Source organism: Bradyrhizobium sp. AZCC 1721, assembly GCF_036924715.1.
Lineage (GTDB): Bacteria > Pseudomonadota > Alphaproteobacteria > Rhizobiales > Xanthobacteraceae > Bradyrhizobium.
The window spans coordinates 2,571,772-2,596,275 of record NZ_JAZHSB010000001.1; the positions used below are offsets into that span (position 1 = coordinate 2,571,772).

Here is a 24,504-nt window from a genome sequence, read left to right on the forward strand (position 1 = left end):
CGAACGCCTAGCGCTTCGAGCCGTCGGTGCCGGTGCGTACCGGCGCGGTTCCAGGCTGGACCGCGGGACGTGTTTGCGAACCCGCCGCACGCGGGCGGTGCCGTTCTTCGTCGTACAGAGCGGCGCGATATTTGGCGCGGCTGACTGCCATGGTCGAGCCGCGCCATGCGGCCAGCATGACGAGCGCGGATCGTTCGCTCAAACGGTCGTAAAGTCGCGACAAGCGATAGACGTTGTGCACGGATGAGCCGAATTCCGGATTGAGGAACAGCAGCACGCGCTGGAAGATTGCGCTCGGCATGTCGAGCGCCTTCGCTGCGCATGCCAGCGGCTCGCCGCCGGGATCATTGACAACTTGCGTTGCGATCCGCGATGGCAGGATCAGGGCGTCGCCGAGTTCGAGCGCGAAGCTTTCGGCGTCCTCGGCGAACGCGGCCATTTCCAGGATATGAAGCGCGCGGGCGACGCGGGCTGCGGGAATTCGCGCCGAGGCCTTCAGCGGCGTGTCGGCGAGATTGTGCAGGATCAGCGCGCGCTCGCTGGGACCGGCCGTGAAGAACATGTCGCTGATTTCGGCAGCATCGTTGGGCCGCATTGCCAGGTTGGACGCCATCCGCAACTGCGCCTCGGTCGGCGCCTTCACCGTCGGCGCGTCGGTCGGGGGAGCGGTGATTGCAGCCGCGAGCGGCAGGGGCTGATCGGGGTGCGCACGCCGCAGGCCGAGCCTGTCCATGATCTCGGCCGGTGTCGCCGGATAGATCGCGAGCCGCGCCCGCACCGCCGCGCGGGTGGCGTCGTCGACCTGATCGATCAGGCGGGACGTCAGTTCAACGAACTGCCGCTCCTCGTCGGCGGAATGGGCGCTGGTCTGGACATAAAGGTCGGTCAGCACGCGCAGCAAGGTCGGGCGGATATCGACGCCCTCGCGGCGCGAGAGCGTCATCAGCCCGTCGAATCCCGGAAACAATGGAGCTGCAGTCATGTCAGGTGTACGCGACTTCGATAATCCTTCGCGTCAGCCTACGCAGGGCGTTTTAAGAGTTGGTTAAGGAAAACAGCCCCTGAAGAAATCCGATAAAATGCGAGCTTTCGGCAGGCGGCATGCGCCGCGGAACCCGTAACTGTACCGCCTGCACAAATTAAGATGCCGTTAACCACGTTCTGTTCTGAATAATGGCATGTCGCCGGTCAAAATCGTGACCGCGGCAACCAGAGAGAACGGAATATGGGCACCATCATTGAATTTCCGGCGGATGCGGCTTCGCGGCGGCCGGGCTCAACCATGGATGGCGCTCCACGCGATGGCCTGGGTACCGTGCTGATTCTTCCTGTTGTCCGTATCGAACGCGAAGCCGGCGGAACCGGTGATGGGCGCGGGCCGGAAGAGGGGACGGCGCCTGGTCGCCGTCGCCGTCGGCGCCCCTGAACGACGGACGTTTGCAATGCCGGAGCTGAGCCTCCCGATTCGGACCACCGGGCTTCGGTCACTCCCGGCTCTCATGCTGCTTGTTGTAAGCGCAGCGCTCGGCGGTTGCAGCGGCGGCGATTTCGGCCGCACCCGCGCCGATATGCGTAACGACGACATGCACCGCTGGTTAGGGGCCGAGGCCACGGCCAGCGTCGGCCTGAAACCTTCGCATTTCCAACTCACCGAAAACGAACGCCAGCTTCGCGATCTCGCCTATCCCCTGATCGAACCGCCGCATTCGCGGCCCGCCTGGAAGAGCGTGTTCGGTGATTACCAGCCGCTGCCCTCGCCATGGCGGCAGAAGGTGGTGTTCGACCGCACCACGTACGGACGCGCTTTGATCGACGAGCCGCACCGCTCGCACACCTCGCGTTATCAGCAGTTGATCGAGGACGTTCGCAACGACATCACGAGGTTCGAGCCGTTCTTTGCCTCCGCCATCCGCGTCATCGAGCTCGACCGCAAGCGCAGCGCCAGCCTGAAGATGGTGTCGGAATTGTCGCCGCGCGAACAGGCGGATGCGATCGCGCGCATGGAAGAGAACACGCTGATCGTGCAATGGGTCCAGCAATGCCTGGAGCGGCGCATTTCATCGTACCGCTGGGCGCTGGAGCGGCTGGTGATCCACGCGCCGGACGGTATCGCCGCCGACGCCGACCGTCTGATCGGCGAGCTCGCCGCGCAAACAGCCAATCCGCCAGTTGCGGCCCAGCCTGTGATCGGGCGCGCCGTGACGGTGAAGGGGTAGTCACGCGAATCTAAAGTTCGTCACATAGGGTTTGCTGAGCTTTGTGACAGAAGCCGCGCACGGAAGGGCGGCACCTTTCGCTCTTCGCATCTGCAAACCGTGTACGCTGACGGCTCACCGCGAAACTACGCGAGGAAAAGGCATGACTGACAGTGGGCAAAAGCTCTTGGTAGCGCTCGTCTTGATCGTCGATCAAATATTTGGACAAGTACGGCGACGAAGTCGACAGCCGCTCAATGTGGGCCGGAGAACACGCAATTGAGGCGTTTGCGAGCGTCGGCTTGATGGAGATCGTCAACATCCGGTTTGGGCGATGGACGGAGGCGGATAAGCAGTTTCGCCGAGAGGAAGCCGGAATACGCGATCCTGAGCCGATCGACTATCCGGGCCAGATAAAGTTGGTCGGGAAGTCACAGCCGGAAAACTGATCCCGACAATATGTTCGCTAACGTCGACTATTGGCATCTTTGCGAAGTCGAGCCCCCTCCCAAGATGTCCGCTTATTGGGGTAGAGCGGAAGTCATCCGCGCATCCTCAGAACGACGTGATTGACCCGTTGCGGACCTCGGCAATCCGCTTCTGCACGTCGCCGCGCGGCAGCGGTCGCCTTCGGCATTCGGCAAGTCGCGAGAACTCAATGTTGCGAGATATTCAGCGCTCCGTACGTCAGATTGCGCATCGCCGTGAAATAATCGCTGACCTTTTCTGGTGCGACCTGGATCATCTGTACAGCGATCACCTTCTGCGCCGGATCAACCCAGAACTGCGTCCCCCAAACTCCACTCCAACCAAAACTGCCGACTGACCCGCCGCTGGTGCGAATGGCAAAGCCGAGGCCAAACGTTGTCCCATGGTCTGGGCCGACACTGCGGCCCACAAAGCTAACATCGTATGGTAGCGCGTTGGCGGTCATCAGCTTCACTGTCTCAGGTGCGAGTATCCTAACTCCGTCGAGCTCACCGCCATTGAGCAACATTTGGCAGAAGCGCAAGTAGTCGAGAGCCGTCGAGGCAAGTCCGCCGCCACCTGAAAGGAGCTTGCGCGGCTTTGTGATGTCAAATTGAGGAGGACGCGTCGTTGGTGCCTCGACCACGCGGCCGAGGTTTTCGCTCGGTACATAGAAGCCGGTGTCAACCATCCCGAGGGGCTTGAAAATGCGGCTCTGCAGGAATTGATCAAACTGCTGGCCGGAAGCAACTTCGACAGCCCTCGCCAGAACATCTACGCCCCAGCTATATTCCCAGACCTCACCCGGTTGGTGTGCCAGCGGCAAGCTCGAAAGACTTGTCACAAACTCGGCGAGGGAATTGTCCGGCTTGAAAGCGGCCTTGGCGTAGAGCCTGTTGATCGGCTCATCCACAAATTGCGGCGGATAGACCAAGCCGGAAGTATGACGAAGCAGGTCGCGCACGGTCATTGGTCGCTTCGGCGGTTCTAGCGCAATGTCGATCTTCCCTGACGCCGGGTTAGGCTTCGCGGTCGCGACTTGCATGGTCTTCAGCTCGGGCAGGTATTTCGCGACCGGAGCATCGAGATCGAGCTTGCCGTCGTCTACCAGCATCATGGCTGCAACACTGGTGATCGGCTTGGTCATCGACGCGATCCAGAAAATCGAGCCGGTCGTCATGGGAATGGTCTTGGCGCGATCTTGGAAGCCAATGGGTTGAAGATAGGCAAGCTTGCCCTCTTTAGCTATGGCGATGACTGCACCCGACAGGTCCTTGCCCGAAGGGTCGACCGCATCAATCCGTTTCTTGTACCAAGAGGTAATCTGCGAAAATCCCCCTATCGAAGGGTTCTTGATAGCAGGATAGATAGCTGTCGAGAGCGCGACAGTCATAAGAACACATCCGATTGCACTGAAGAATGCCAGGGCCTTTGTCAGTGAGTGTTGCATATGCGTCATGGCGTGCTTCCGCGAAGATAAAGTGGCTCGCTCTGCGTGCGCTTGTGGCACATTCAGCATATCGATTTGAATGAGGTTTGCTACTGCCGTTACGGTGCGCAATGTCGCTTATTGGCCCATCGCGTCATTTCGCTGCGATGAGGAATTTGGTCGCTATCCGGGGCATAGCGGACATCGATCAGCCGCGCCAATCAATCTCGATTTCTGAGTACGCATCCTAGTCACGTGAATCTAAAGTTCGCCACATAAAGTTCGCTGGGCTTTGTGACAGAAGCGTTTGACTGAAGCCAAAATCTGGTCAGCAGACTTGGTCCATTTGAAGGGCTTCGGGTTTTTGTTGTGCAGGTCGATGAAGGTACGGATGTCGGCTTCGAGCTGCCTGACGGAGGTGTGAACACCTCGCTGGATTTGCTTTCTGGTGAGTTCAGCAAACCAGCGTTCGACCTGATTTATCCATGACGCGGATGTCGGCGTGAAGTGGACATGATAGTGCGGCCGTCGGGCGAGCCACGCCTTGATCTTGGGTGTCTTGTGGGTGGCGTAGTTGTCCATGACGATATGGACATCGAGGCCTTCAGGAACTTGAGCATCGATCTCTTTTAGAAACTTCAAGAACTCGACTGCTCGGTGGCGCTTGTAGCATTTGCCGATGACGAACCCCGAGGCGACATCGAGCGCGGCAAACAGCGAGGTCGTACCATGCCGCACATAGCTGTGCGTACGACGTTCCGGCACGCCAGGCGTCATCGGCAAGACCGGCTGCGCTCGCGATCGAGTGCCTGAATCTGGCTTTTCTCATCGATGCTGAGGACAAGGGCCCGGTTCGGTGGGGACAGGTAAAGGCCGACGATATCGCGTACCTTATCGACGAACAGCGGATCGCTCGACAGCTTGAAGGTCTGGCTCCGGTGCGGCTGCAAGCCGAACGCCGCCCACATTCGGCGGATCGTGGTGTGGGAAAAGCCGGTTTCCGCAGCCATCGAGCGGATCGACCAGTGCGTCGCGTCGGCCGGTGTCGTACGCAACGTTCGCTCGATCACCGCGGCAACCTGATCGTCGTTGATGGTGCGAGGGCGGTCGGGGCGCGCCTCGTCGAGCAGACCATCACAGCGATCCTTCAAAAACCGGCGGCGCCACTTGCCAACGGTGTGCTCGTGGATGCCGAGTTCGGCAGCCACAGATTTGCTTGGCAAGCCGTCCGCACATCGCAGGATGGCGCGGCACCGCTCGGATAGCGACCGGGCAACACGGTGACGACGCACTTGCCGCTCCAAATACGTCCGCTCCTGCGCACTCAGCACCAACGCCGCGATCGGCCGGCCTCTCACACCTGCATTCGCCACAAGCGCTCTCCTCTATCGAGAGAGATTCGAGCTATCATTCTAATGTGACGAACTTGCGTTCCAGATGACTAGTCAGCTACTCCGGGACTTCGATTTGGTGCGGCCTGCTCCGGGCCGTTGCCGCTGCAGTTTCGCGATAAAGTTCTGCAGCACCTCCGACGGCGGCCGCCCGGCGCTGTAGGCGAGCCCGACCTCGCGCTTCACGTCGACATCGATTGCGCGCACGACGACATCGGAGTTGGCGCGCGCCACGCCTTCGGGAACGATGGCAATGCCGACGCCGGCCGCCACCAGCGCCATCGCCCAGTCTTCCGATTCGGCAATCGCCGCGGGCACACGCGACGGTGATGCAGCGCGACTGAAGAATTCGCTCTGCTCGCAATGGCAGCGATCAACTATGGCGGCGCTGGCGAGATCGGAGGTGCGCAGCCGCTCCTTCAGCGTCAGCGGATGCGATGGCGGTAACACGGCGACGTAGCGCTCGACCCAGAGCGGAACGAAATGCTCGTCGGCGCGCAGTAGGTTTTTGGAGACGATCCGTGCATCCGCGGCGTCATCGACGCCAACGAGGCGGAGCGCGATGTCGGCGCTCTCGGTCAGCGGCTTCAGAAGCGCAATGGTTCGTGGCCGGTCGAGCGTGCGCATCAGGCCGAGCGTCAGCGCGTTCCGCGTCGCAGGTTTTCGGAACAGGTTTTTCGCGGCGTCCGCCTCATCGATGATGCGGCGGGCGACGGCATGGAATTGTTCGGCCGCTTCCGTCGGTGCCACGCCCTTCTTGTGCCGGATGAACAGCGCCGTGCCGAGCTCGGCCTCCAGATTGGTGATCGCCGCCGAGATCGAGGGCTGCGAGATGAAGCAGCGCTTGGCGGCCGCCGTCAGGTTGCGCTCCTTGAACACGGCCGCGAAATAGCGGAGTTCGCGGATATCCATAGGCTGATCCTATTGGTACTATCAGATATCGATATTTTACCTATGGTTTTCTGGATGGCAAGCAAGGCGACTGACCTCGAAGGAGACATTGTCATGCGCGTCCACCATCTCAACACCGGCACCATGTGCCCGATCGGCCGGCGCCTGGTGAATGGCACCGGCAGCATTTTCCAGCGCGCGCGCATGGTGTGCCATTGTCTGATGATCGAGACCAATGACGGGCTGGCGCTGGTCGATACCGGCATCGGGCTGGACGACATTGCCAACCCGCCACGGCTGGGACCCAAATGGGTTCGGCAGACCACGCCGCGGCTCGATCCGGCCGAGACGGCCGTGCGGCAGATCGAGGCGCTCGGCTATTCCAAAAGCGACGTGTTGCATCTCTTGCTGACGCATCTCGATCGCGATCATGCCGGCGGCATTCCGGATTTTCCGAACGCGAAGGTGCACGTCCATCGCCGCGAGTACGACATGGCGGTGACCGGCCGGACGCCGGCGCCGAAGGGGCGCTACATTACCGATCAGTGGAAGCATGGGCCACAATGGGCGTTCTACGACGAGGGTGGCGAGGACTGGTTCGGTTTCAAGGGCGTGCGCGCGCTTGGCGATCGCGAGCCCGACATCCTGATGATCCCGCTTCCGGGTCATACGCTCGGCCATTGCGGCATCGCTGTGCGAAGCGGAGACAAATGGCTGCTGCACGCCGGCGACGCTTATTTCTTCCACGGCCAGATGCAGGCTTCGCCGCGAATGCCGCTGGTGCTCGGCATGTTTCAGCGCCGCGGCGATATGGATCGCGCCATGCGGATCGAAAACCAGGAGAGGTTACGAACGCTCAAGGCCAATCACGGCGATGCCGTGACCATCTTCAACAGCCACGATCCGGTCGACTACGAGAATTGCCGCTGCGGCCAACACCAGGAAGTGCCGGCTCACGCTAGAGCAGGATGAGATTAGGTTGGGCCGTGACGACGGACCATCTCGTGCTCCGGACGCAAGCGGCGTGAGTGCTGCGAGCCGGGGCCCATTCTACTTTGCATGGGGTTGTTTTCGCGATTTTTGTGTCTAGGCCCTGCGGTGTACCACCGAAGAGTATCTGCACTGCGTCCGGGACACGAGATCGTTGGCTTCGCGCTAATGAGGAATCGATTCGACTCCTACCCATCCCGTCGAGGCCGTGATCAGCGCTTGGACCGCGGCGCCGGGGGTGGCGGGGGGTGGTTCGGGTTGCTTGGCCGGCGTCGGCTCGGTCTGCAGGGTGCAACGCGACGCCGCGAGCGAGGCCTGTGCCTGCGGCATCAGGCCCGGCTCCGGCGCCAAGGCCTTTAGCACGATCAGGCCAGTCGTGGTGGGGGAATCGATGATCAGTCGGTCGGCGGCGGTGACCTCCTCATCCTCCGGCAGGGCGGAATGCTGCTCTTCCGTCATCAGGTCGAGTTCAATCACCTCGCGGCCAGCCGAGCGGTCGCTGATCGCGTAATAGGCGACCTCGTTGCGCGTCATGACGCGGCCCTTTGCTCGGACCCGCGGCATGCAGTTTAGTTCGTCCCGCGCAAGGGATCAGAATTTGGTGCCGACGTACCTGAGGCGGCCTATGTCGGATTGTCCCTGCTCGGGAAATTCGAGCGTCGGCGTGACGTGGCCGACGAGTATGCCGGGTGTCACGGTTGTCTTGATGTACTTCGTCTCGCCCGCTGCCAATTGGAACGTAACCGCATTTTCCACCTCGGTTGCCGTTGTTACGGCGTATTTCCCCGGGGGGCGGTCGACATAAGAGAAGCCGCCGGGCACCGATCTGCCGACGACTTCATTGTTCAGCCGAATCTCGGGCTGAATAGCCGATCCCGTCAATTCACCCGGCCGGGTGAAGTAGACACGGCCGTAACCCGGCTTCAATGCCGGGATCTGCAAGGGCGGTTCATCGAGGCCGCGTGGACTCGCGCAACTCGCCAGCAAAATCCGACAAGCACAAGGGGCAGCGCCCCGACTTTTGACCTCATATGCCCCCGTCTCAGTATTGGAAAGCGCCCAGTTCGAAATCGACGGCAAACAACGAACCGCTGGCAATTGCCTCGCTGTTTCCTCGCCCCACGGGCTCAATTAGGCATACTCGCTTTGGTTGTTCAACGCTTTTCGCTCCGCGCGATCTCCGCGTCCGCGCGATAGACCGTCTTCACCGCTTGCCCTTCGGTGCAGGGGCTGGCGCGGGCGCTGCCGGTTCGGGTTGCTTGGCCGGTGGAGGCTCGATCTCCGTGGTGCAACGCGACGCCGCGAGCGCGGCTTGTGCCTGTGTCACATTGTCGTCGCTCCCCTCGTCCTTGGCAAACAGCACTCGCACCACCATCCGCGTGCGGACCTCTATGCTGCCAGAAACGGTATCTCGACCGCCAGTGTGTAGCCGTTGACCATCAGCAGGCCACCCGCGGCACCGACGATGCCGCCGACGATCGCAAGCCAGGGCAGCGTCGCGACGATCGAGACCGAGATCAGCACGATGGCGATCTGCAGAAGAGCTTCGGCATAGTCGAAGTAGGGATCCTGCTTCAGCGCATGGTCGCGCTTGCTCTCGTAGTCCTTGGCCCGCGCCATCAATTCCTTCTTGCCCTCCTGCGTCTCGGGCTCGGACTCGTAGCGTGCCGCCGTCTTGCGATAGGCCTCCGCTTTTGCCTTCAGGGCCGTCCTGGCCTCGGCGTTGAGGCTTCCGTCCTGCAGGAACGCCAATTCGATCGCGTCGGCCGCGAGGTTGTAGTCGGTCTGGCGGATGTTCTTGGCCTGGTAGAAGGCATAGTGGTTCGCGGCATAGATGTTGTTGTTGGTCGCCTCCTTGCCGGCGTTGGCGCCGCCAAGCCCGGTGATGGCCAGCAGCATCGCCAGAATGGCGATGCTGACCGCCGCGCGCTGCTTGAAGCGGTCGTTCTCCTTCTCCTGATCCATCATGTCCGCGGCGTCTTCGGCTTTCATCGATCGGCTCCTCCTCGCTCCTAAAGGGCAGGCACGATAAACAACGGCGTTATGTCACCATCGCGACGCATGAGCACGTTGATTTGTTCCACAGAATGCGGCAGGCGCGATCGGTCATAGGAAGGGATCGGCAATTCCCACGCAGCGATCAAGGTTTACGCTAGGTAAGTGTCGGCCCCGACCAAGTCGTCATTCAGCGCTTGGATCTTGGCGCGGGCGCAGGGGCTGGCACGGGCGGTGCGGGCTCGGGCTGCTTGGCCGGCGTCGGCTCGGTCTCCACGGTGCAACGCGATGCCGCGAGCGCGGCTTGCGCCTGCGGCATCAGGCCGGGCTCCGGCGCCAGGGCCTTGAGCACGATCAGGCCTGTCGTGGTGGGAGAGTCGATGATCAGCCGGTCGGCGGCGGTGACTTCCTCATCCTCCGGCAATTCGCCGTGTTGCTCCTCCGTCATCAGATCGAGCTCGATAACCTTGCGGCCGGCCGAGCGGTCGTTGATGGCGTAGTAGGCGACCTCGTTGCGGGTATAGAACGACACCGACGTATAGGCCTGACTGACCGGCACCGTCAGCTTGAGCGGTCCCCCGGAGAGGTCGTAGCGGCAGATCGCGACCGCAAAGGCCGGGTCCATGAACGGCATCGGCGCGTTGTTCGGTTCGGCGAGCGGCAGCGCCGTGACGGCGTTCTCTTTGGTCATCGGCGTCAGCCGCGAATAGGCGTCTTGCGTCGCGATGCGCGGCAGCGCCAGCACGCTGACGAGATGCACCACGCCGCCCAGCAGCACGCCTGCGATGATGGTGAATGCCAGCCGGATCATGGGCAGTTCACCGTGGTGATGGCGGGCATCGGCGCATCGCGCTGCGTGCGCGTCGCAACGCCGACCGGCGTATCGTAAAGCCGCAGCATCAGCGCGTAGCGCTCGATGCCGCCGGTCGGCAGCCAGTTGCCGGCCCGCGAGCGCGCCGCCACCCGGATCTCGAACCCGCCGTCGGAGCCGCGGACGATTTCCTGGCTGGTGAAGCCGTAACGTTGCAGCGAATTGGCGACCAGATGCCCCTTGCGGTCGAACAGCGTCAGCGTCCAGAACCGGGCCGCCGGCGTCACCCCGCTGACGATGACGTCGCAGCGCCCGTCGAGCGGCTTGTTCTTGTCGTCGGTGGTGGCCGTGAAGGCGATGCCGTCGCCGGTGCCAACAGGCAATTCGCCGCTGCGGGCGATCGAGGCGCGCGAATAGGGATCGATTTCGGAACTGCCGGCCTTGGGCCGTGCGGTCCAGGCGCCGATCGTGAGCGTGCCGAGATCGGTGCCGCGCGTCGCCGTCAGGTAGGTCGAGCCGAGACCTACGGCCGTGGCAAGCGCCAGTGCCAGCAGGGTGATGAAGATCAGCCGCACAGGCCAGTGCTCCGAACTCTCACGGCATCAAATTCCGCTTGAACCGGCTTCATCCGAAACCTGAAGCGCTGCTCTTGTTTCGAATATGTCGGGGCGGACGCTTCGCATCTGCTCCGAGGAACGCCGGTTAAGGTTCTGCCGGATCATGCCTTTTAATTCTTTCGCTCCGCCGGCGCGGGCCGCTCGCCAGCGGCTGCCACGTAGTTCTCCGGAAACGCCAGCGCGCCTGACGTGACCGGCTTGGAGGGCTGCTTCTGGTCGTTGGACGAGGTCTTGCCCGCGGCCCTCCCGGCCTCGTCGAGCAGTTTCTCGACGCGCACCAGAATATCCGCGCCGCGCTTCGTCAATACCGGCGGCGGCCCCGGCTTGGTCTCCGGCGCCCGTGCCGCGCCGTTGGCCGCGGCGCTGGCGGATTGGGCGGGCTGGGGCTGCTTCGTGCCCATGCCGAAGCCTGGGATCTCCTTCACCTCGACGCCCTGATGCGCGACGACCATGATGTCGTGCCAGGTCTGTGCGGGAAGCGAGCCGCCGGTCATGCGGTTGGTGGGCGAGTAGTCGTCGTTGCCGTACCAGACCGCGCAGGTGAAATTGCCGGTGAAACCGACGAACCAGGCGTCGCGGTAGGCGTTGGTGGTGCCGGTCTTGCCCGCGGTCGGGATGCCGTCGATCGCGGCGCGGCGGGCGGTGCCTTCGCTGACGACATGGCTCATCATTTCCGACATGTCGGCAGCCACCGAGGCGGGAATGGCTTGCACCGGCTTCTTGCCGTCGCGGTCGAAGCGCCAGACCAGGTCGCCGGCGCCGGTGCGCACTTCCAGCACCGCATGAGGTTTCACTGCCTTGCCCTTGTTCGGGAAGGTCGCATAGGCGACCGCGTGTTCGAGCACGGTGACCTCATCGGAGCCGATCGGCATCGAGGGCGTATCGGGCAGGGGCGCCGTGAGGCCGAACCGGCGTGCCACCTCGGTAATCTTGGCGCGCCCGGCCTTGGCCGGGTTCGCCACCTTGCCGCCGAGCGCAATCGACAGCTTCACCGGCACGACGTTGATCGAGCGGGTGATCGCCTGGGTCAGCGTCACCGAGCCGGAATAGGAATGGCCATAGTTCTGCGGGCACCAGTTGCCGATGCAGACCGGGCCGTCGACCACGATCGAGGTCGGCTTGTAGCCGTTCATGAGCGCCGTGGCATAGACATAGGGCTTGAATGATGAGCCCGGCTGTCGGTAGGCGTCGGTGGCGCGGTTGAACTGGCTCGCGCCATAGTCACGTCCGCCCACCATGGCGCGGACGCCGCCGTCGAGGTCGGCAACCACGACGGATGCCTGCGTCGCGTGGTAGTCGCGGCCGAATTGGCGGAGCTGGTTTTCAACCGTTTCCTCGGCGGCGCGCTGCACGTTCATGTCGATCGAGGTACGGACCACGAAGACGCGCTCGGTGTAGGACTTCGGGAAGGTATCGACCAGCCTGCGCATTTCCTCAAAGGCGTAGTCGAGATAGTAGTTCGGCGAATTCTCGTCGCGGCGGTCGACGGCGAAGGCCGGGTTGCGCCGGGCGCCGAACACCTGGCCTTCGGTCATGAAGCCGGCATCGACGAGGTTGTCGAGCACGATGTTGGCGCGGGCGCGGGCGGCGGGCAGGTTGATGTGCGGGGCGTATTTGGTCGGCGCCTTGAACAGCCCGGCCAGCATCGCCGATTCCGCCAGAGTGACGTCGCGCGCCGACTTGTTGAAGTAGAAATGCGCGGCGCCGTCGACGCCGAACGTCCCGCCGCCCATATAGGCGCGGTCCAGATATAGCTTCAGGATTTCGTTCTTGGTCAGCCGCGTCTCGAGCCAGATCGCAAGGAAAGCTTCCTTCACCTTGCGCTCGATGGTGCGCTCGTTGTTAAGGAACAGGTTCTTGGCGAGCTGCTGGCTAATCGACGAACCGCCCTGGCGGACGCCGCCGGCCTGCGCGTTGGTGACGAGCGCGCGCGCCAGGCCCGGAAAGTCGATGCCGAAATGGTCATAGAAGCGGCGGTCTTCGGTCGCCAGCGTCGCCTTGATCAGATTGTCCGGAAAATCTTCCAGAGGGATCGAATCGTTATGTTTGATGCCGCGGTTGCCGATCGGGTTGCCGTAGCGGTCGAGGAACTGTACCGCGAGATCGGATTTCTTCAGCCAGTCGTCATCGGCGGTTTCGCGAAACGCGGGGATTGCCAGCGCCAACATCACGATCAGCCCGCCAAGGCCGATCGTGGCGGCTTCCGAAAACGGCTCGATGAAGACCCAGCGCTTCCAGCGGCCGACATAGAAGCGGTCCATGAAGGTGGAGTAGCGCTCATACAGCTCGCGCAGGCCCTTGCCCGACGAGAACAGCGTCGAGTCGATACGGGCATCCAGATCCAGAAGGAAGTTCCGGATCTTCTGCTTCAACTCTGGAGGTACGATCTGGCGCACCGGGACCCTTGATCTGTTCTGCTCGCGTCCGGCGGGGCCGGTCGAGACGTCTTGCTTGGATGTTGCGGCAAACCCAAGGCGCTTTTACGTCCTCGGGGACTCGCCATTGTTCTATCCGAGCGGGGGCTATAAACCAATGCTCTCGCTCACCATTTTGATGGTCAGCCCTAACGCTGCCGTTGGCTTTTGGCTCCGTAGTGAGACCCGCTTGCGCCCCCGTCGCCGGACCTCCTAGAAGGGCCGCAGCCGACCGACCCGAGAAAACGATTGATTGCATGACCGCGCCGCGCAAATCGCCTTCCGGCCAGGAGGGTTTCTTCTGGAAAACCAAGACGTTGGAGGAGATGTCCAGCGCCGAATGGGAAAGCCTGTGCGATGGTTGCGCGCGCTGTTGCCTGGAAAAGCTCGAAGACGAGGATACCGGCAAAATCTACTTTACCCATGTTTCCTGCAAACTGCTCGATTCCGGCCTGTGCACCTGCAAGGATTACCAGAACCGTTCCGACAAGGTTCCGGATTGTGTCCGCCTGACGCCCGAGAACGTCCGCACCCTGAGCTGGCTTCCGCCGAGCTGCGGCTACAAGCTGGTTGCCGAGGGACGCGATCTCTATTGGTGGCATCCGCTGATCTCGGGCGATCCCAATACCGTGCATGAAGCCGGCGTTTCGGTGCGCGGACGGGTCCAGGGCACCGAGGACGAGATCCCCGACGAAGACCTCGAGGACCACATCGTGCAATGGCCGGCCTTGTTGCCGAAGCGGGCGCGGCTCAAGAAGCGGCCCAAAGCCTGAATCTCCCGTCCTGATCGATCACGGAAACGCGACGATATTCTCGCGGGATGCACCCATGCGCACGAGGCGCTGCCCCGAGAGGAATTTGCCCTCTAAGGTGCTGGCCATATGGCGAATCCATCTCGGCGGCTTTGGTCGCGCAGAACAATATTACGTCCGACATGAACCAGCACCAGCGGCAGGGCCGTGAACCTGCCGACCAGACGACATTGCCCGACGATATCGGCGACGAGCTCTCGCGCATCACGACAGAGGTCATTGAGGTCAGCGATGCGCCGCCGATTGCGCCGCCCGCGCCGCTGACCCCGGACGAGGTCCGCACCATCCTGATGAGCCTGCTGCTGACGATGTTCCTGGCGGCGCTCGACCAGACCATCGTGGCGACGGCGCTGCCGACCATCGGCCGCCAGTTCAACGACGTCAGCAATCTGTCCTGGGTCATCACCGCCTATCTCCTGGCCTCGACCGCGGTTGCACCCGTATTCGGCACGCTGAGCGACATCTACGGCCGCCGCGTCATGATCACGGTTTCGCTTGCCCTGTTTACGGTCGGCTCGATTCTTTGCGCGGTGGCGCCCAACATGCCGGTATTGATCGTTGCGCGCGGCCTGCAGGGGCTTGGCGGCGGCGGCATCATGCCGGTCGTGCAGACCGTGATCTCCGACGTCGTGAGCCCACGCGAGCGCGGCAAGTACCAGGCCTACTTCAGCGGCGTCTGGATGGCGGCTGGGCTGATGGGCCCGGTGCTCGGCGGCGTGTTTGCCGAGCATCTGCACTGGTCGATGATCTTCTGGATCAACGTGCCGCTTGCGGTCGGCGCGATGTTTCTGCTGCTGCCGAAGATGGGCAAGATCCCGGTGTTCCACCGCCGCCGCAAGGTCGACTGGCTCGGCGGCGTGCTGCTGATGGCGTCTGCCGTCGTGGTCATGCTGGTGCTCACCTGGGGTGGCAACCGTTATGCCTGGCTGTCACCCGCGATCATGGCGATGATCGGCGCCTCGGTGGCGCTGGCGCTCGCCTTTGTTTGGCACGCGCGCAATGCCGAGGAGCCGTTCCTGCCGCTGCCGCTACTCGGCGGAACAGTGGTGCCATACGCCATGGTGGCGGGCGCTTGCGCACTGGGCGCGATCACCGGGCTGACCGTGCATCTGCCGCTGTATTACGAGGTCGTCTATCATCTGACCGCGAGCGAAGCGGGGCTTGCGCTGATTCCGCTCGCCGCGATCTCCACCTGTGGTGCCGCGATCGCCGGACGGACAATGGCGCGCGCCAAGCACTACAAGCGCGTGGCCATCGTGGGCACCTCGGCGGCGGCGATCTTCGGTATGGTGCTGACCGTGACGACGCTGCCGCTGTGGGGTTTGCTGATCGTCCTGTCGCTGTTCGCGCTCGGGCTCGGCACGACGTTCCCGGTCAGCGTGGTCTCGCTGCAGAACGCAGTGGCGCGCCCGCAGATCGGCACCGTCACGGGCGCGATGAATTTCTTCCGCGCGCTGATGTCGTCGTTCACGGTCGCTGCCTTCAGCGCGATCCTCTTGATGGCGCTCGGCGCCGGTATCTCACTCGGCGAACACCGGGGACCGGCGAATGCGATCCCCGTCGCCGACATGATCACGGCGTTCCGCTACGTGTTCGGAGCCGCCGCCGCGCTCTTGGCCTGCGCCGCGGTGTGTATCATCGCGATGGAAGAACGGCCGCTGGCCGGTCCGTCGACGCCTTCGGAGATGGCGGAGTAGGGCGCCTATTCGATTGGCATGCGAGCGCCCTTCGCGCCGTTTAGCAATCGCTTGAGGTGAAAGTTGGCCAGGGGATCCTCGGCGTGCGAACCGACAAGTGCGGCAAAGGCCGGCATTGCACTGCCATCGCCGGCCTCGAGCTTGGCGAAAGCTTCGCCATACAGTGAAGTCGCTGGCGCCCCAAAACTTGCTGCCGATAACGGCTCGTAGGCGCGCAATGGTTCGCTGCGCCCACGCAGCACGAGATCCCCGATCGGCCGGCCCCTGAAGTTCTCCACCGCGTTTGCAATTGTCGCGCTGACGCAGATTCGCGTGCCGAGAAACTTGTTGGCGGCTTCGAGTCGCGCCGCCGTGTTGATGGTGTCGCCGTAAGCGGTGTAGTCAAAGAAGCGGCTGCCCCCGAAATTGCCCACCAGCGCAGGACCCGCATGAACGCCGATGCGGGTGGCACCGAAATTCACGCCTTTCGCCTTCCACCGTTCGCGAAACGCCTCCGCCCATGCGTCGAGCTCCCGCGCACAAGCGACTGCACGCGTCGCATAGTCGGGCTGGTCGCTGGGCGCATTGAACAGTACCTCGATCGCATCGCCGATCACCTTTGCCACGGTCCCCTCATGGGCAAAGACGACATCGGTCATTCCGGTCACATATTCGTTGAGCAGCTGCCCGAGGAGTTCGGGCGCGGCAGCCTCAATGAGTGAGGTGAAGCCGGTTATGTCGGTGAAGATGACCGCAACGTCGCGCCAGGTCACCTCCGTGCTGTCGCCCACACTGGCCGCAAGCCGCTTGGCGAGCTCGGGCGAGAAATAGCGGGAGAGCGAAGCATGGGCTCGCTCGGCTTCCGTCTGACGGCGACGTGCCTCGCGCAGCATTTCGATGTGCCGCAGGGTCTTATCGATCGTCGCTTCGAGATCGGCAAAATCGATCGGCTTGGTCAGGAAGTCGAACGCACCGCGATTCATCGCGGTGCGGATGTTGCTCATGTCGCCGTAAGCCGACACGATAATGGTCGATTTCTTGTCCTCGGATTCTTGCAGCTTGGCGAGCAGCGACAGGCCGTCCATTCGTGGCATGTTGATGTCGGCGACCACCAAGTCGACGTGCGGATGCTCTTCTAGCGACTGCAACGCCGCGAGCCCGTCACGCGCAAACATGAAGCTGACCAAACCCTCGCGAACCTGCCGTCGGAATTTCTGAAGGACCAGCGCCTCCAGATCCGGCTCATCATCAACCACGAGGATGGTTGCGGTCATGCGGCTTGCTCGAGTCTGGCATCGATCTTCTGACGCAGCGTCACGAAATCGATCGGTTTGTTCAGAAGGTCAGTTGCGCCGTTCTCGAGCGCCTTGCGCCTGGTGTCGGCATCGCCATAGGCCGTGATCATGATGACCGGCACCTCGGGCCGCATCTCCTTGACCTTCGGCAGCATTTCCAGCCCCGTCATGCCGGGCATGTTGATGTCGGACAGGATCAGGATCAGCGAATGCTCGATGGTTGAGCCGACGCGCGCCAAAGCGTCCGGCGCGGACCGGGCGAAGTCCATGACGAATCGCTGTGCACGCAGGTCGCGGCGGAATTGCTGGCGGAACAACGCTTCCACGTCGGGCTCGTCATCCACAACTAGAACCAGAACACTCACGGCTATCCTCTGGACTTTTCTGCAAAATTGCTTGTTCGCGGCAACACGATACGGAATTCAGTGAAATGGCCTTGTTCAGTATCCACCTCAATGGTGCCGCCATGTTGCTTCACGATGATATCGTGGCTCATCGATAGTCCCAAACCGGTCCCTTCGCCGGCCGGCTTGGTGGTGAAGAAGGGGTTGAACATCTTCTCCTTTACCTCGGGCGGAATGCCGGTGCCGTTGTCGCGGATGCGGATTTCGACGGCATCGCCGAGGTTTCTGGTGCTGGCCTGCAGCGTCGGCTCGAAACCAGGCTCGCCGCCTTCCTTCCTGCGCTTGGTCACGGCGTAGAAACCGTTGGAGACCAGATTGAGGAACACGCGGGTAATCTCCTGCGGGAACACGTCGATCTGGCCCGCGGCTGGATCGAAGTCGCGCTCCAGCGTCACATTGAAGCCGGGCTTCTCGGCGCGGGCGCCGTGATAGGCGAGGTTGAGGCTCTCATCCACCAGTGCGTTGATGTCGGACGGCCGGTGCTCGCCGCCGCCCTCGCGGGAATGCAGCAGCATGTTCTTGACGATGGAATCCGCGCGCTTGCCGTGCTGTACGACTTTTTCGAGATTACCCTTCAGGAGTTCCGTCAGCTCATCCACTTCCGCGCGGATCTTCTCGCTCACCGCGGCTTGCCCGAGCGCGTCGTGCAGCTCCTCGGTCAACTCGGCTGAAAGGGCGGCAAAATTGTTGACGAAGTTGAGCGGGTTCTTGATCTCGTGGGCGATTCCCGCAGTGAGCTGGCCGAGCGAAGCGAGTTTTTCGGTTTGCACCAAGCGGTCCTGCGCGGTGCGCAACTCGTGGAGCGATTGCGAGAGATCGTTGGTTCGCTGCCGCAGCTCCTTGAGCAGCCGTGTGTTTTCGATCGCAATGACCGCCTGGTTGGCAAAACCGGTCAGCAGTGCGATCTGCTTCTCATTGAACGGCATGACTTCCCGGCGGTAGATTCCGATCGTGCCGACCAGTTCGCTGTCCTTGAGCATCGGAACAACGAGAATGGTTCGTGCACCTGCAAGATCGACGAGGTGCCGGGTCGGCGGGTCACCCTCGGCATACAGCGCGGAAGCGCTGAGATCAGGTGTGTGTGCGACCTGCCTGGTCCGCACGATTTGCCCGAGGATACCATCAGGCCGTACGCGGAAACTATCTTTCCTCGCCGACAGGAATTCCGGCGGGACATTGTGGAAAGCGACGGTACGAAAATTGTCATTCTCGCGGAGATTCATGAGTCCGAACTGCGCACCGCAAATGCGGGTCGCATTCTCCAACATACTTTGGAATACCGGTTCCAGATCGCCTGCTGATCGACTGATGACACCAAGCACTTCGGACGTCGCCGTTTGCTGCTCCAGGGATTCGGACAGCTCCCGCGTACGCTGCTGCACCTCCTCAAATAGCCGAACATTGCCGATGGCGATCACGGCTTGGTCGGCGAAGGTCTGCAGCAGGCTGATCTGTTTGTCGGTAAACGGGTGCACCTCCGTACGCCTGAGCAGGATCGCGCCGATGCTTTCGTTCTCGCGCAGCAGCGGCGCGCTCAAAATGCTACGAATGCCTTCGCTTCGCGACAGCTCTCGCGCTTCCGGAAACTCGGCGCCGTCCTCCGAAAATACGTCGCTCACATGTATCGGCATCTTGTCCACAACCGAGCGCCCTGCGACATAGTCACGGTTAATCGCGCGCTTCTCGCCAAAAATGACGGGTATTGGGCCATGATGTGCTTTGTAACCCAGGTGATCGTCTTCTTTCAGATAGACGATAGCATCATTGGCGTCGCAAAGCTCGCAGGCACTCTCGACAATGGCATCGAGCACCGGCCCGACGTCGGTCGGCGAGGAGGCGATGACGCGCAGGATATTGGCGCTGCCGGTCTGGTAGGTGAGGGCTTCCGAGAGATCGCTGGTGCGCTGCCGGACCTCGTTGAACAAGCGCACATTCTCGATCGCGATCACGGCCTGGTCGGCGAAAGTGGCGACGAGGTCGATTTGCTTCTGCGTGAACGGCTCGACCCGCCTGCGCGCCAGTACGATCACCCCGATCGGTTCGTTCTCGCGCAACAACGGCACGCCGAGCGTCGTCCGCTGGCCGGCCAGCGTGGTCGTTTCATGCAGTGTGTATTCGGGATCAGCCACGACATCCTCGATCTGAACCGGGCGCCTCTCGAGCACGGCGCGGCCGGTAACCGTGCCGTGGTCGACGGCCAGTGGATGATTCGTGAGGAAGTCGATATAGGCCTCAGTGTAGCCGACGGCGGCTCCCGCCCGATATTCGTCGCCTACGCGGCGCATGATGAAGGCCATATCCGCATCGCAGAGCTGCGCGGCTGAATTCACCAGCGTGTCGAGCACCGGCTGCAGGTCGAAGGTGGAGCGGCTGATGGTCTTGAGCACGTCGCCGACCGCCGTCTGCTGCCGCAAGGACTCGCTGAGATCATTGGTCCGCTGCTGCACCTCGTTGAACAGCCCAACATTCTTGATCGCGATCACCGCCTGGTCGGCGAACATCTGCAGCAAGCGGGTATGTTGTTCGCCGAACGGGCCGGGCGCGACGCGGGTGACGGTGATGATGCCGATCGCCGCGCCGTCATTCATCAGCGGTGCGAAAAGCATGCTGCGGTAGCCGCGGGCGCGCGCGATGTCGCGCGCCGCCGGTTCGAGATCGGTATCGGGCAATTCCACCGGCGCGCCGTCGCGCGTCAGCTGGTAGGGCGGAAACTCCGCGAGCGGGACCGGGAACGAGGCTTGCAACACGGCATCGCCCTCCGCGTCGGTCGGCGTGAAGGCAGCCAGATGAATCCTGTCGTCGCTGTAGCGGAACACAGCGGCAGAGAAGCCGCCGATCAGGCGGTTGGCGCTGTGCGCGATCGCCTCGAACACCGGCTGCACGTCGGAGGGCGAGGAGGCGATCACCTTCAAGATATCGGCGGTGGCGGTCTGCCGCTCCAGCGCCTCCTTTGTCTCGTTGAATAGTCGCGTATTCTCGATCGCGATCACCGCCTGGTCGGCGAACGTATGCAGCAGCTGGACGTGATGCGGCGCGAAGGCGCCGGGCTCGGCGCGGGTGACACTGATGATGCCAACTGGCGTGCCTTGGTTCATCAGCGGGGTGAACAACACACTGCGAAAGCCGCGCAGGCGGGCCAATTCCCGGTTCGCCTCCGGCACACCTTCGGCCTCCGTATCGGCGAACTGAATGGTCTCGCCGCTGCGAACCAGCTCAAAGATCGGGAACTCCGCGAGCTTCCTCGGGAACGAGGCCTTCAGCGCCTCATCGGCCTCAGGGTTCGTCGGGGTGTAGGCGACCAGATGAAGTTCATCGTCGACAAAATGCAGTACCGTGGTCGAAAACCCGACCAGCAAACGCTTGGCGCTTTCTGCTATGGCTTCGAACACCGGCTCCACATCGGAGGGCGAGGAGGCGATCACTTTCAGGATTTCGGCCGTTGTCGTCTGCCGTTCCAGCGCCTCGCGCGTCTCGTTGAACAGCCGCGCATTCTGGATCGCGATCACGGCTTGATCGGCGAAGGTCTGGACAATCGCGAGCTGCCCTTCCGAAAAACGGAATCCGGCCTGCGGATGGGTAAAGATGATCGTACCGATGCCTTGCTCTTGATCGATCAACGGCACGAAAGTAATGGATCGAAAACGGCCGGCGATTGCGGCCTTGCGCGTAAACTCCGGTGTGTCGGGAGCGGTAACGTCGGGGATCTCAATGATGCGACGTTCGAGAATCGCGCGAGCCGAAGGAGAGCGGTCCGGATCGAACGGAATAGGATATACCGAGCGGGCGCGATCGACATCAAAGCCGGTGATTGAAGCTGCTGTCGCACTCCAGTGCAGCTCGCCGTCTTCGAACGTTGTGATTGTCGCGCTGCAGGGTTCGAACAGCTTTGCCGCGCTGTTGACGATCGCCTCGAACACTGGCTGAACATCGGCAGCCGATCCAGCGATGACCTTCAGGATGCCGGCCGTGGCGCCTTGGCGGTCCCGCGCGAGGTTCAGTTCCCGACGCAGATTTGCGTTCTCGATCTCAAGCTCGATCTGGCGTGCCTTCGCCTCGTCGCGCTCGGCGCGGGCGGATTCGAGGCGCGACTCCATCTCGGTGATGGCCGATTCCAGCTCATCGATCGCGACCGACTTGTTCTCGGGAAGCGTCGCCATTCCAACTATCCATGCCCGAAGCGCGGGGCATGACCGATTGGCCCCTCGCGCCGCGGTTCCAACCGGATTATTTCATCCCGGAAGCCTTAGAGCCAGCGCTCATAGAGGTCTTAAGACGGCCTTTCGGTGCTCACGTCACCTTGATCGGGCGAGGAAACGTGTGATTGCGCCCCCAAGTCTTGCGCCTTCCAAGGGCTCAGCGAGCGAGGCTTTTGCGGCTGCGACAAGGCCGTCGGGCGCATGGCCCTTGCTCCCGGCTATCTCGCAGCAGGCCAGCGCGTAGTCGACAGAGAATTCCGGATGCGTAGAGCAGTCCGGCATATTCGGTGAATGCCGATGACAGGATGGTTTTGGCGCCCGGGGGCGGCGTGACGACCTGATCCTGATGCGAGGCGGCCAGCGCTATGCGCGGGCCTTCGACGACGCCGTTGCCGGGCGCCACGTCGTAAACGTGCCGCCCGATGCCCCAGCCTTTCTCGGACTTGCGCACGGTGCCGCCCAACGCCTGTGCGATCAATTGATGGCCGAAGCAGACGCCGACCATCGGCACCTTGTTCTCGTGGGCTGCGCGCACGAAGTTCTCGAGCGGGGCGATCCACTCGAACCCGTCATAAACGCCGGCCGCGGAGCCGGTGATGAGGATCGCCTCCAGACTTTCGATGTCCGGCAGCGGATCGCCAGCGGGAATGCGGACGGTATTGAAGGTGAAGTCGGCGTCGGCGGCGCCGATCATCTGCTCGAACATCTGCGGATACGATCCGTAGAGTTCGCGGTTTTTGGGACTGACCAGCCCGGTTTCGATGATGGTGACGCGCGACATCGGCGATTGATGGTCTCTCTGCGTACCCTCAGGTCCCCGGCCTTGACACCTCGGTCTCCTTGCTGGTGATGAATTCCAACAGCACCGGGACGCCTTCCTGTGTCTTCTGGATACCGCGCCTGATGGCGGGGATGATGTCTTCCGGCTTCGTCACCCGCTCGCCATAGCCGCCGAACGCGCGCGCCATCGCGGCGTAGTCGCCGGAAATGTCGGTGGAGCGGTATTTCTCGGTCGAGATCGGCATCACCTTCAGTTCGATCGCCATGGAAAAATTGTTCAAGAGGATCGACATGATCGGGATGCGTTCGCGCACCGCGGTTTCGAAATCCATGCCGGTGAAGCCGATCGCGGCGTCGCCCCAGACGTTGATGCAGAGCTTGTCGGGTTTTGCCAGCTTGGCGCCCATCGCAAGGCCAAGGCCGTAGCCGAGCTGCGTGGTCTTGCCCCAGCCGATATAGGACAGAGGCTCGACCGATTTCCAGAACGGCGAAAGCTGGTCGCGCGGGCTGCCGGCGTCGTGGGTGATGATGGTGTTGTTGATGTCGACGGTGTGCTGCAGGTCCCACAACACCCGATAAGGGTTCAGCGGCGCTTCGTTATGCGTCAGCTTCGGCATCCATTTCGCCAGCCATTCCTTGTGAGAGGCGGCGATCTCGGCGGCGACCGCGGTTGCGTCGCGATCGGACGTAACAGTCTTGCCGATCTCTTCCAGCAAGGCATCGAGCACCAGGGCAGCATCGCCAACCAGACCGATTTTGGCCTCGACATCCTTGTTAAGATGGTTCGGATCGAGCGTGGAATGAATGATGGTCTTGCCCTTCGGCATGGCGATGCCGAACGAGGTTTCGGTGAACGAGCAGCCAATTCCTAAGATCACGTCGGCGTCGCCCAAGAATTTCGGCACCGCGCGTGGCACGGCGAGGCCGCCCGAGCCCAGCGATAGCGGATGCGTCTCCGGAAACGACGACTTGCCGCCAAGGCTGGTCGTGACGGGAATGGCGAGGCGCTCGGCCAGCCGTCTGAGCTGCGGCCAGGCCTTTGCGTAATGCACGCCCTGACCGGCATAGATCACCGGACGCTTCGCGGCGATGAGCAGGGCGGCCGCTTCCTTCACATGCAGGGGATCCGCGCCGTAACGGGTGCGCAGCACCGGTGTATAGTTGAGAGGCTCCGGCACTTCCTCGTTCCACATGTCGGCCGGGATTTCGACAATGACCGGTCCGCCGCGGCCATTCTTCAATTTGGTGAACGCTCTCCGGAAGATGTTGCAGACTTCCGCCGCGATGTTGATCGGCTCGGACGACTTCGAGAACGCCTTCATCGCCTGGCTGGAATTGAAGTTCGGGTCGATATTGGCGAGCCTGCGCGCATAGCCCATCGGCAGCACCAGCACGGGGACGGATTCGCCGTAGCATTGCGCCACGCCGCCCATCGCGTTCTCGGCGCCGGGCCCGTGCTGCATGCAGAACGCGCCGATCGAACGGCCCGAGGTGACGCGCGAGATAGCATCCGCCATGTGAACGCCGATGCGCTCCTGCCGCACCATCACCGGGCGGATGTCGGCATTGGCGGCATATTCGATGAGATGATTGACCGGATAGCCGCAGAGGATTTCGATTCCCTCGCGTTTCATGATTTCCGCGATGGCGGCGCCGAGTTTCATGACGGTCTCTCCCCCTGGATGCAGGCCGGTTTGGGTCCGGCCAATTTGCGACAGTAGGAACAGGATTTCCACGCGAGGTAAAGCGAAGCTGCACGTGCGCGCGGAAGTGCTGATATGCGTTTCGTAGCCTTTGGCCGCGATCGACCGTCAACAGGGGCGCGGTTCCTCGTCAGCCTTAATCAATCGTTCATTCTGTTCTTCAAGGCCTCTTCAACGGTTCCGCCCTAGAGTTTAATCAGTATGGCGCGGGAGAAAGTCCGGGGGGGGGGGAGCGTCGACAGGAGCTTGTCTATGCGTCGATTACTGGCACGATTTGTAGACGATGAATGCGGCGCTACCGCCATCGAATATTGCCTCATTGCGGTCGGCCTCAGCATCGTGATCGTCGCCGCCGTCGACGGCATCGCCATCGTGCTCCGCGAGATATTCACCGACGTCAGCACCGGGCTCAAGTAGCGGCAAGGCCGCACAGACAT

At 62.3% G+C, this 24,504-nt stretch carries 19 protein-coding genes and 3 pseudogenes; 7 read left to right on the top strand and 15 right to left on the bottom strand.

Features of this window, described 5'->3' with window-relative positions:
* Nucleotides 1-7 precede the first annotated feature (7 nt).
* On the bottom strand, nt 8-982 hold the full coding sequence (locus tag V1273_RS12145) for a DUF2336 domain-containing protein (RefSeq protein WP_334382942.1): 975 nt from the start codon (nt 980-982) through the stop codon (nt 8-10).
* 243 nt (nt 983-1,225) lie between these two features.
* Between V1273_RS12145 and V1273_RS12150 the strand changes: the two genes are divergently transcribed.
* From V1273_RS12150 to V1273_RS12160, 3 genes are all read left to right on the top strand, one after another.
* Nucleotides 1,226-1,426 carry a hypothetical protein gene (locus V1273_RS12150; RefSeq protein ID WP_028348914.1) on the top strand — a complete coding sequence of 67 codons (201 nt, stop codon included), beginning with the start codon at nt 1,226-1,228 and terminating at the stop codon, nt 1,424-1,426.
* 16 nt (nt 1,427-1,442) lie between these two features.
* Nucleotides 1,443-2,216, top strand: coding sequence for a hypothetical protein (locus tag V1273_RS12155; protein WP_334409740.1), 774 nt, complete (start codon nt 1,443-1,445; stop codon nt 2,214-2,216).
* A gap of 200 nt (nt 2,217-2,416) precedes the next feature.
* A complete protein-coding gene (locus tag V1273_RS12160; protein ID WP_334382939.1) occupies nt 2,417-2,644 on the top strand; it encodes a hypothetical protein in 228 nt (75 codons plus the stop codon).
* A 206-nt stretch (nt 2,645-2,850) separates the two neighbouring features.
* Here V1273_RS12160 and V1273_RS12165 read toward each other — a convergent pair whose 3' ends face one another.
* The 3 genes and pseudogenes from V1273_RS12165 to V1273_RS12175 form a co-directional block, all read right to left on the bottom strand.
* Nucleotides 2,851-4,056: a serine hydrolase domain-containing protein gene (locus tag V1273_RS12165; RefSeq protein ID WP_334382938.1), complete on the bottom strand. Its 1,206-nt coding sequence runs from the start codon at nt 4,054-4,056 to the stop codon at nt 2,851-2,853.
* Between the two features lie 297 nt (nt 4,057-4,353).
* A pseudogene (locus V1273_RS12170) lies at nt 4,354-5,465 on the bottom strand (IS630 family transposase).
* A gap of 72 nt (nt 5,466-5,537) precedes the next feature.
* Complete coding sequence (locus V1273_RS12175; RefSeq protein ID WP_334382937.1) at nt 5,538-6,395, bottom strand: LysR family transcriptional regulator; 858 nt, start codon at nt 6,393-6,395, stop codon at nt 5,538-5,540.
* A 93-nt stretch (nt 6,396-6,488) separates the two neighbouring features.
* On the opposite strand from V1273_RS12175, the gene V1273_RS12180 reads away from it, so the two are divergent.
* The gene (locus tag V1273_RS12180) at nt 6,489-7,346 is read left to right on the top strand and encodes an MBL fold metallo-hydrolase (protein WP_334409741.1); all 858 of its coding nucleotides are present in this window, start codon (nt 6,489-6,491) and stop codon (nt 7,344-7,346) included.
* Nucleotides 7,347-7,613: 267 nt separating this feature from the next.
* Here the strand turns inward: V1273_RS12180 and V1273_RS12185 are convergent.
* From V1273_RS12185 to V1273_RS12210, 6 genes and pseudogenes are all read right to left on the bottom strand, one after another.
* Nucleotides 7,614-7,895: pseudogene (locus V1273_RS12185) on the bottom strand (DUF1254 domain-containing protein); the annotation flags it as partial.
* Between the two features lie 60 nt (nt 7,896-7,955).
* Nucleotides 7,956-8,306, bottom strand: a complete 351-nt coding sequence (locus V1273_RS12190) for a DUF2846 domain-containing protein (RefSeq protein ID WP_334409743.1) — start codon at nt 8,304-8,306, stop codon at nt 7,956-7,958.
* Nucleotides 8,307-8,753: 447 nt separating this feature from the next.
* Nucleotides 8,754-9,356 (bottom strand): DUF4337 domain-containing protein, encoded by a 603-nt coding sequence (locus V1273_RS12195; RefSeq protein ID WP_334409744.1) that lies wholly within the window; start codon nt 9,354-9,356, stop codon nt 8,754-8,756.
* A gap of 193 nt (nt 9,357-9,549) precedes the next feature.
* Nucleotides 9,550-10,170, bottom strand: coding sequence for a DUF1254 domain-containing protein (locus V1273_RS12200; protein WP_334367916.1), 621 nt, complete (start codon nt 10,168-10,170; stop codon nt 9,550-9,552).
* The gene (locus V1273_RS12205) at nt 10,167-10,745 is read right to left on the bottom strand and encodes a DUF1214 domain-containing protein (protein WP_028348906.1); all 579 of its coding nucleotides are present in this window, start codon (nt 10,743-10,745) and stop codon (nt 10,167-10,169) included. The genes V1273_RS12200 and V1273_RS12205 overlap by 4 nt, the downstream gene beginning before the upstream one ends.
* A gap of 152 nt (nt 10,746-10,897) precedes the next feature.
* Complete coding sequence (locus tag V1273_RS12210; protein ID WP_334409745.1) at nt 10,898-13,183, bottom strand: transglycosylase domain-containing protein; 2,286 nt, start codon at nt 13,181-13,183, stop codon at nt 10,898-10,900.
* A 275-nt stretch (nt 13,184-13,458) separates the two neighbouring features.
* Between V1273_RS12210 and V1273_RS12215 the strand changes: the two genes are divergently transcribed.
* Both V1273_RS12215 and V1273_RS12220 read left to right on the top strand, forming a co-directional pair.
* Entirely contained in the window at nt 13,459-13,974 is a 516-nt protein-coding gene (locus tag V1273_RS12215) for a YcgN family cysteine cluster protein (RefSeq protein ID WP_028348904.1), read from the top strand.
* Between the two features lie 161 nt (nt 13,975-14,135).
* The gene (locus V1273_RS12220) at nt 14,136-15,710 is read left to right on the top strand and encodes an MDR family MFS transporter (RefSeq protein ID WP_334409746.1); all 1,575 of its coding nucleotides are present in this window, start codon (nt 14,136-14,138) and stop codon (nt 15,708-15,710) included.
* 5 nt (nt 15,711-15,715) lie between these two features.
* Here V1273_RS12220 and V1273_RS12225 read toward each other — a convergent pair whose 3' ends face one another.
* The 5 genes and pseudogenes from V1273_RS12225 to V1273_RS12245 form a co-directional block, all read right to left on the bottom strand.
* Nucleotides 15,716-16,963, bottom strand: a complete 1,248-nt coding sequence (locus V1273_RS12225) for an adenylate/guanylate cyclase domain-containing protein (RefSeq protein WP_334409747.1) — start codon at nt 16,961-16,963, stop codon at nt 15,716-15,718.
* Nucleotides 16,960-17,349, bottom strand: a complete 390-nt coding sequence (locus V1273_RS12230; RefSeq protein WP_334367921.1) for a response regulator — start codon at nt 17,347-17,349, stop codon at nt 16,960-16,962. Before V1273_RS12230 ends, V1273_RS12225 begins: the two co-directional genes overlap by 4 nt.
* 2 nt (nt 17,350-17,351) lie before the next feature.
* The gene (locus V1273_RS12235) at nt 17,352-21,545 is read right to left on the bottom strand and encodes a GAF domain-containing protein (protein ID WP_334409748.1); all 4,194 of its coding nucleotides are present in this window, start codon (nt 21,543-21,545) and stop codon (nt 17,352-17,354) included.
* 135 nt (nt 21,546-21,680) lie between these two features.
* Nucleotides 21,681-22,365 (bottom strand): annotated as a pseudogene (locus V1273_RS12240) (type 1 glutamine amidotransferase).
* 28 nt (nt 22,366-22,393) lie between these two features.
* Entirely contained in the window at nt 22,394-24,028 is a 1,635-nt protein-coding gene (locus tag V1273_RS12245) for a thiamine pyrophosphate-requiring protein (RefSeq protein ID WP_334409750.1), read from the bottom strand.
* A 291-nt stretch (nt 24,029-24,319) separates the two neighbouring features.
* Here V1273_RS12245 and V1273_RS12250 point away from each other — a divergent pair, with 291 nt between their 5' ends.
* Complete coding sequence (locus V1273_RS12250) at nt 24,320-24,484, top strand: Flp family type IVb pilin (RefSeq protein ID WP_334367925.1); 165 nt, start codon at nt 24,320-24,322, stop codon at nt 24,482-24,484.
* Nucleotides 24,485-24,504: the final 20 nt, after the last annotated feature.

Excerpts from the sequence above, each read along its gene's own strand:
- V1273_RS12175 (WP_334382937.1), bottom strand. The coding sequence starts at position 6,395 with ATGGATATCCGCGAACTCCGCTATTTCGCGGCCGTGTTCAAGGAGCGC.
- V1273_RS12235 (WP_334409748.1), bottom strand. The coding sequence starts at position 21,545 with ATGGCGACGCTTCCCGAGAACAAGTCGGTCGCGATCGATGAGCTGGAA.
- V1273_RS12245 (WP_334409750.1), bottom strand. The coding sequence starts at position 24,028 with ATGAAACTCGGCGCCGCCATCGCGGAAATCATGAAACGCGAGGGAATC.
- V1273_RS12180 (WP_334409741.1), top strand. The coding sequence starts at position 6,489 with ATGCGCGTCCACCATCTCAACACCGGCACCATGTGCCCGATCGGCCGG.
- V1273_RS12220 (WP_334409746.1), top strand. The coding sequence starts at position 14,136 with ATGAACCAGCACCAGCGGCAGGGCCGTGAACCTGCCGACCAGACGACA.
- V1273_RS12150 (WP_028348914.1), top strand. The coding sequence starts at position 1,226 with ATGGGCACCATCATTGAATTTCCGGCGGATGCGGCTTCGCGGCGGCCG.
- V1273_RS12250 (WP_334367925.1), top strand. The coding sequence starts at position 24,320 with ATGCGTCGATTACTGGCACGATTTGTAGACGATGAATGCGGCGCTACC.
- V1273_RS12165 (WP_334382938.1), bottom strand. The coding sequence starts at position 4,056 with ATGACTGTCGCGCTCTCGACAGCTATCTATCCTGCTATCAAGAACCCT.
- V1273_RS12200 (WP_334367916.1), bottom strand. The coding sequence starts at position 10,170 with ATGATCCGGCTGGCATTCACCATCATCGCAGGCGTGCTGCTGGGCGGC.
- V1273_RS12225 (WP_334409747.1), bottom strand. The coding sequence starts at position 16,963 with ATGACCGCAACCATCCTCGTGGTTGATGATGAGCCGGATCTGGAGGCG.
- V1273_RS12155 (WP_334409740.1), top strand. The coding sequence starts at position 1,443 with ATGCCGGAGCTGAGCCTCCCGATTCGGACCACCGGGCTTCGGTCACTC.
- V1273_RS12195 (WP_334409744.1), bottom strand. The coding sequence starts at position 9,356 with ATGAAAGCCGAAGACGCCGCGGACATGATGGATCAGGAGAAGGAGAAC.
- V1273_RS12215 (WP_028348904.1), top strand. The coding sequence starts at position 13,459 with ATGACCGCGCCGCGCAAATCGCCTTCCGGCCAGGAGGGTTTCTTCTGG.
- V1273_RS12145 (WP_334382942.1), bottom strand. The coding sequence starts at position 982 with ATGACTGCAGCTCCATTGTTTCCGGGATTCGACGGGCTGATGACGCTC.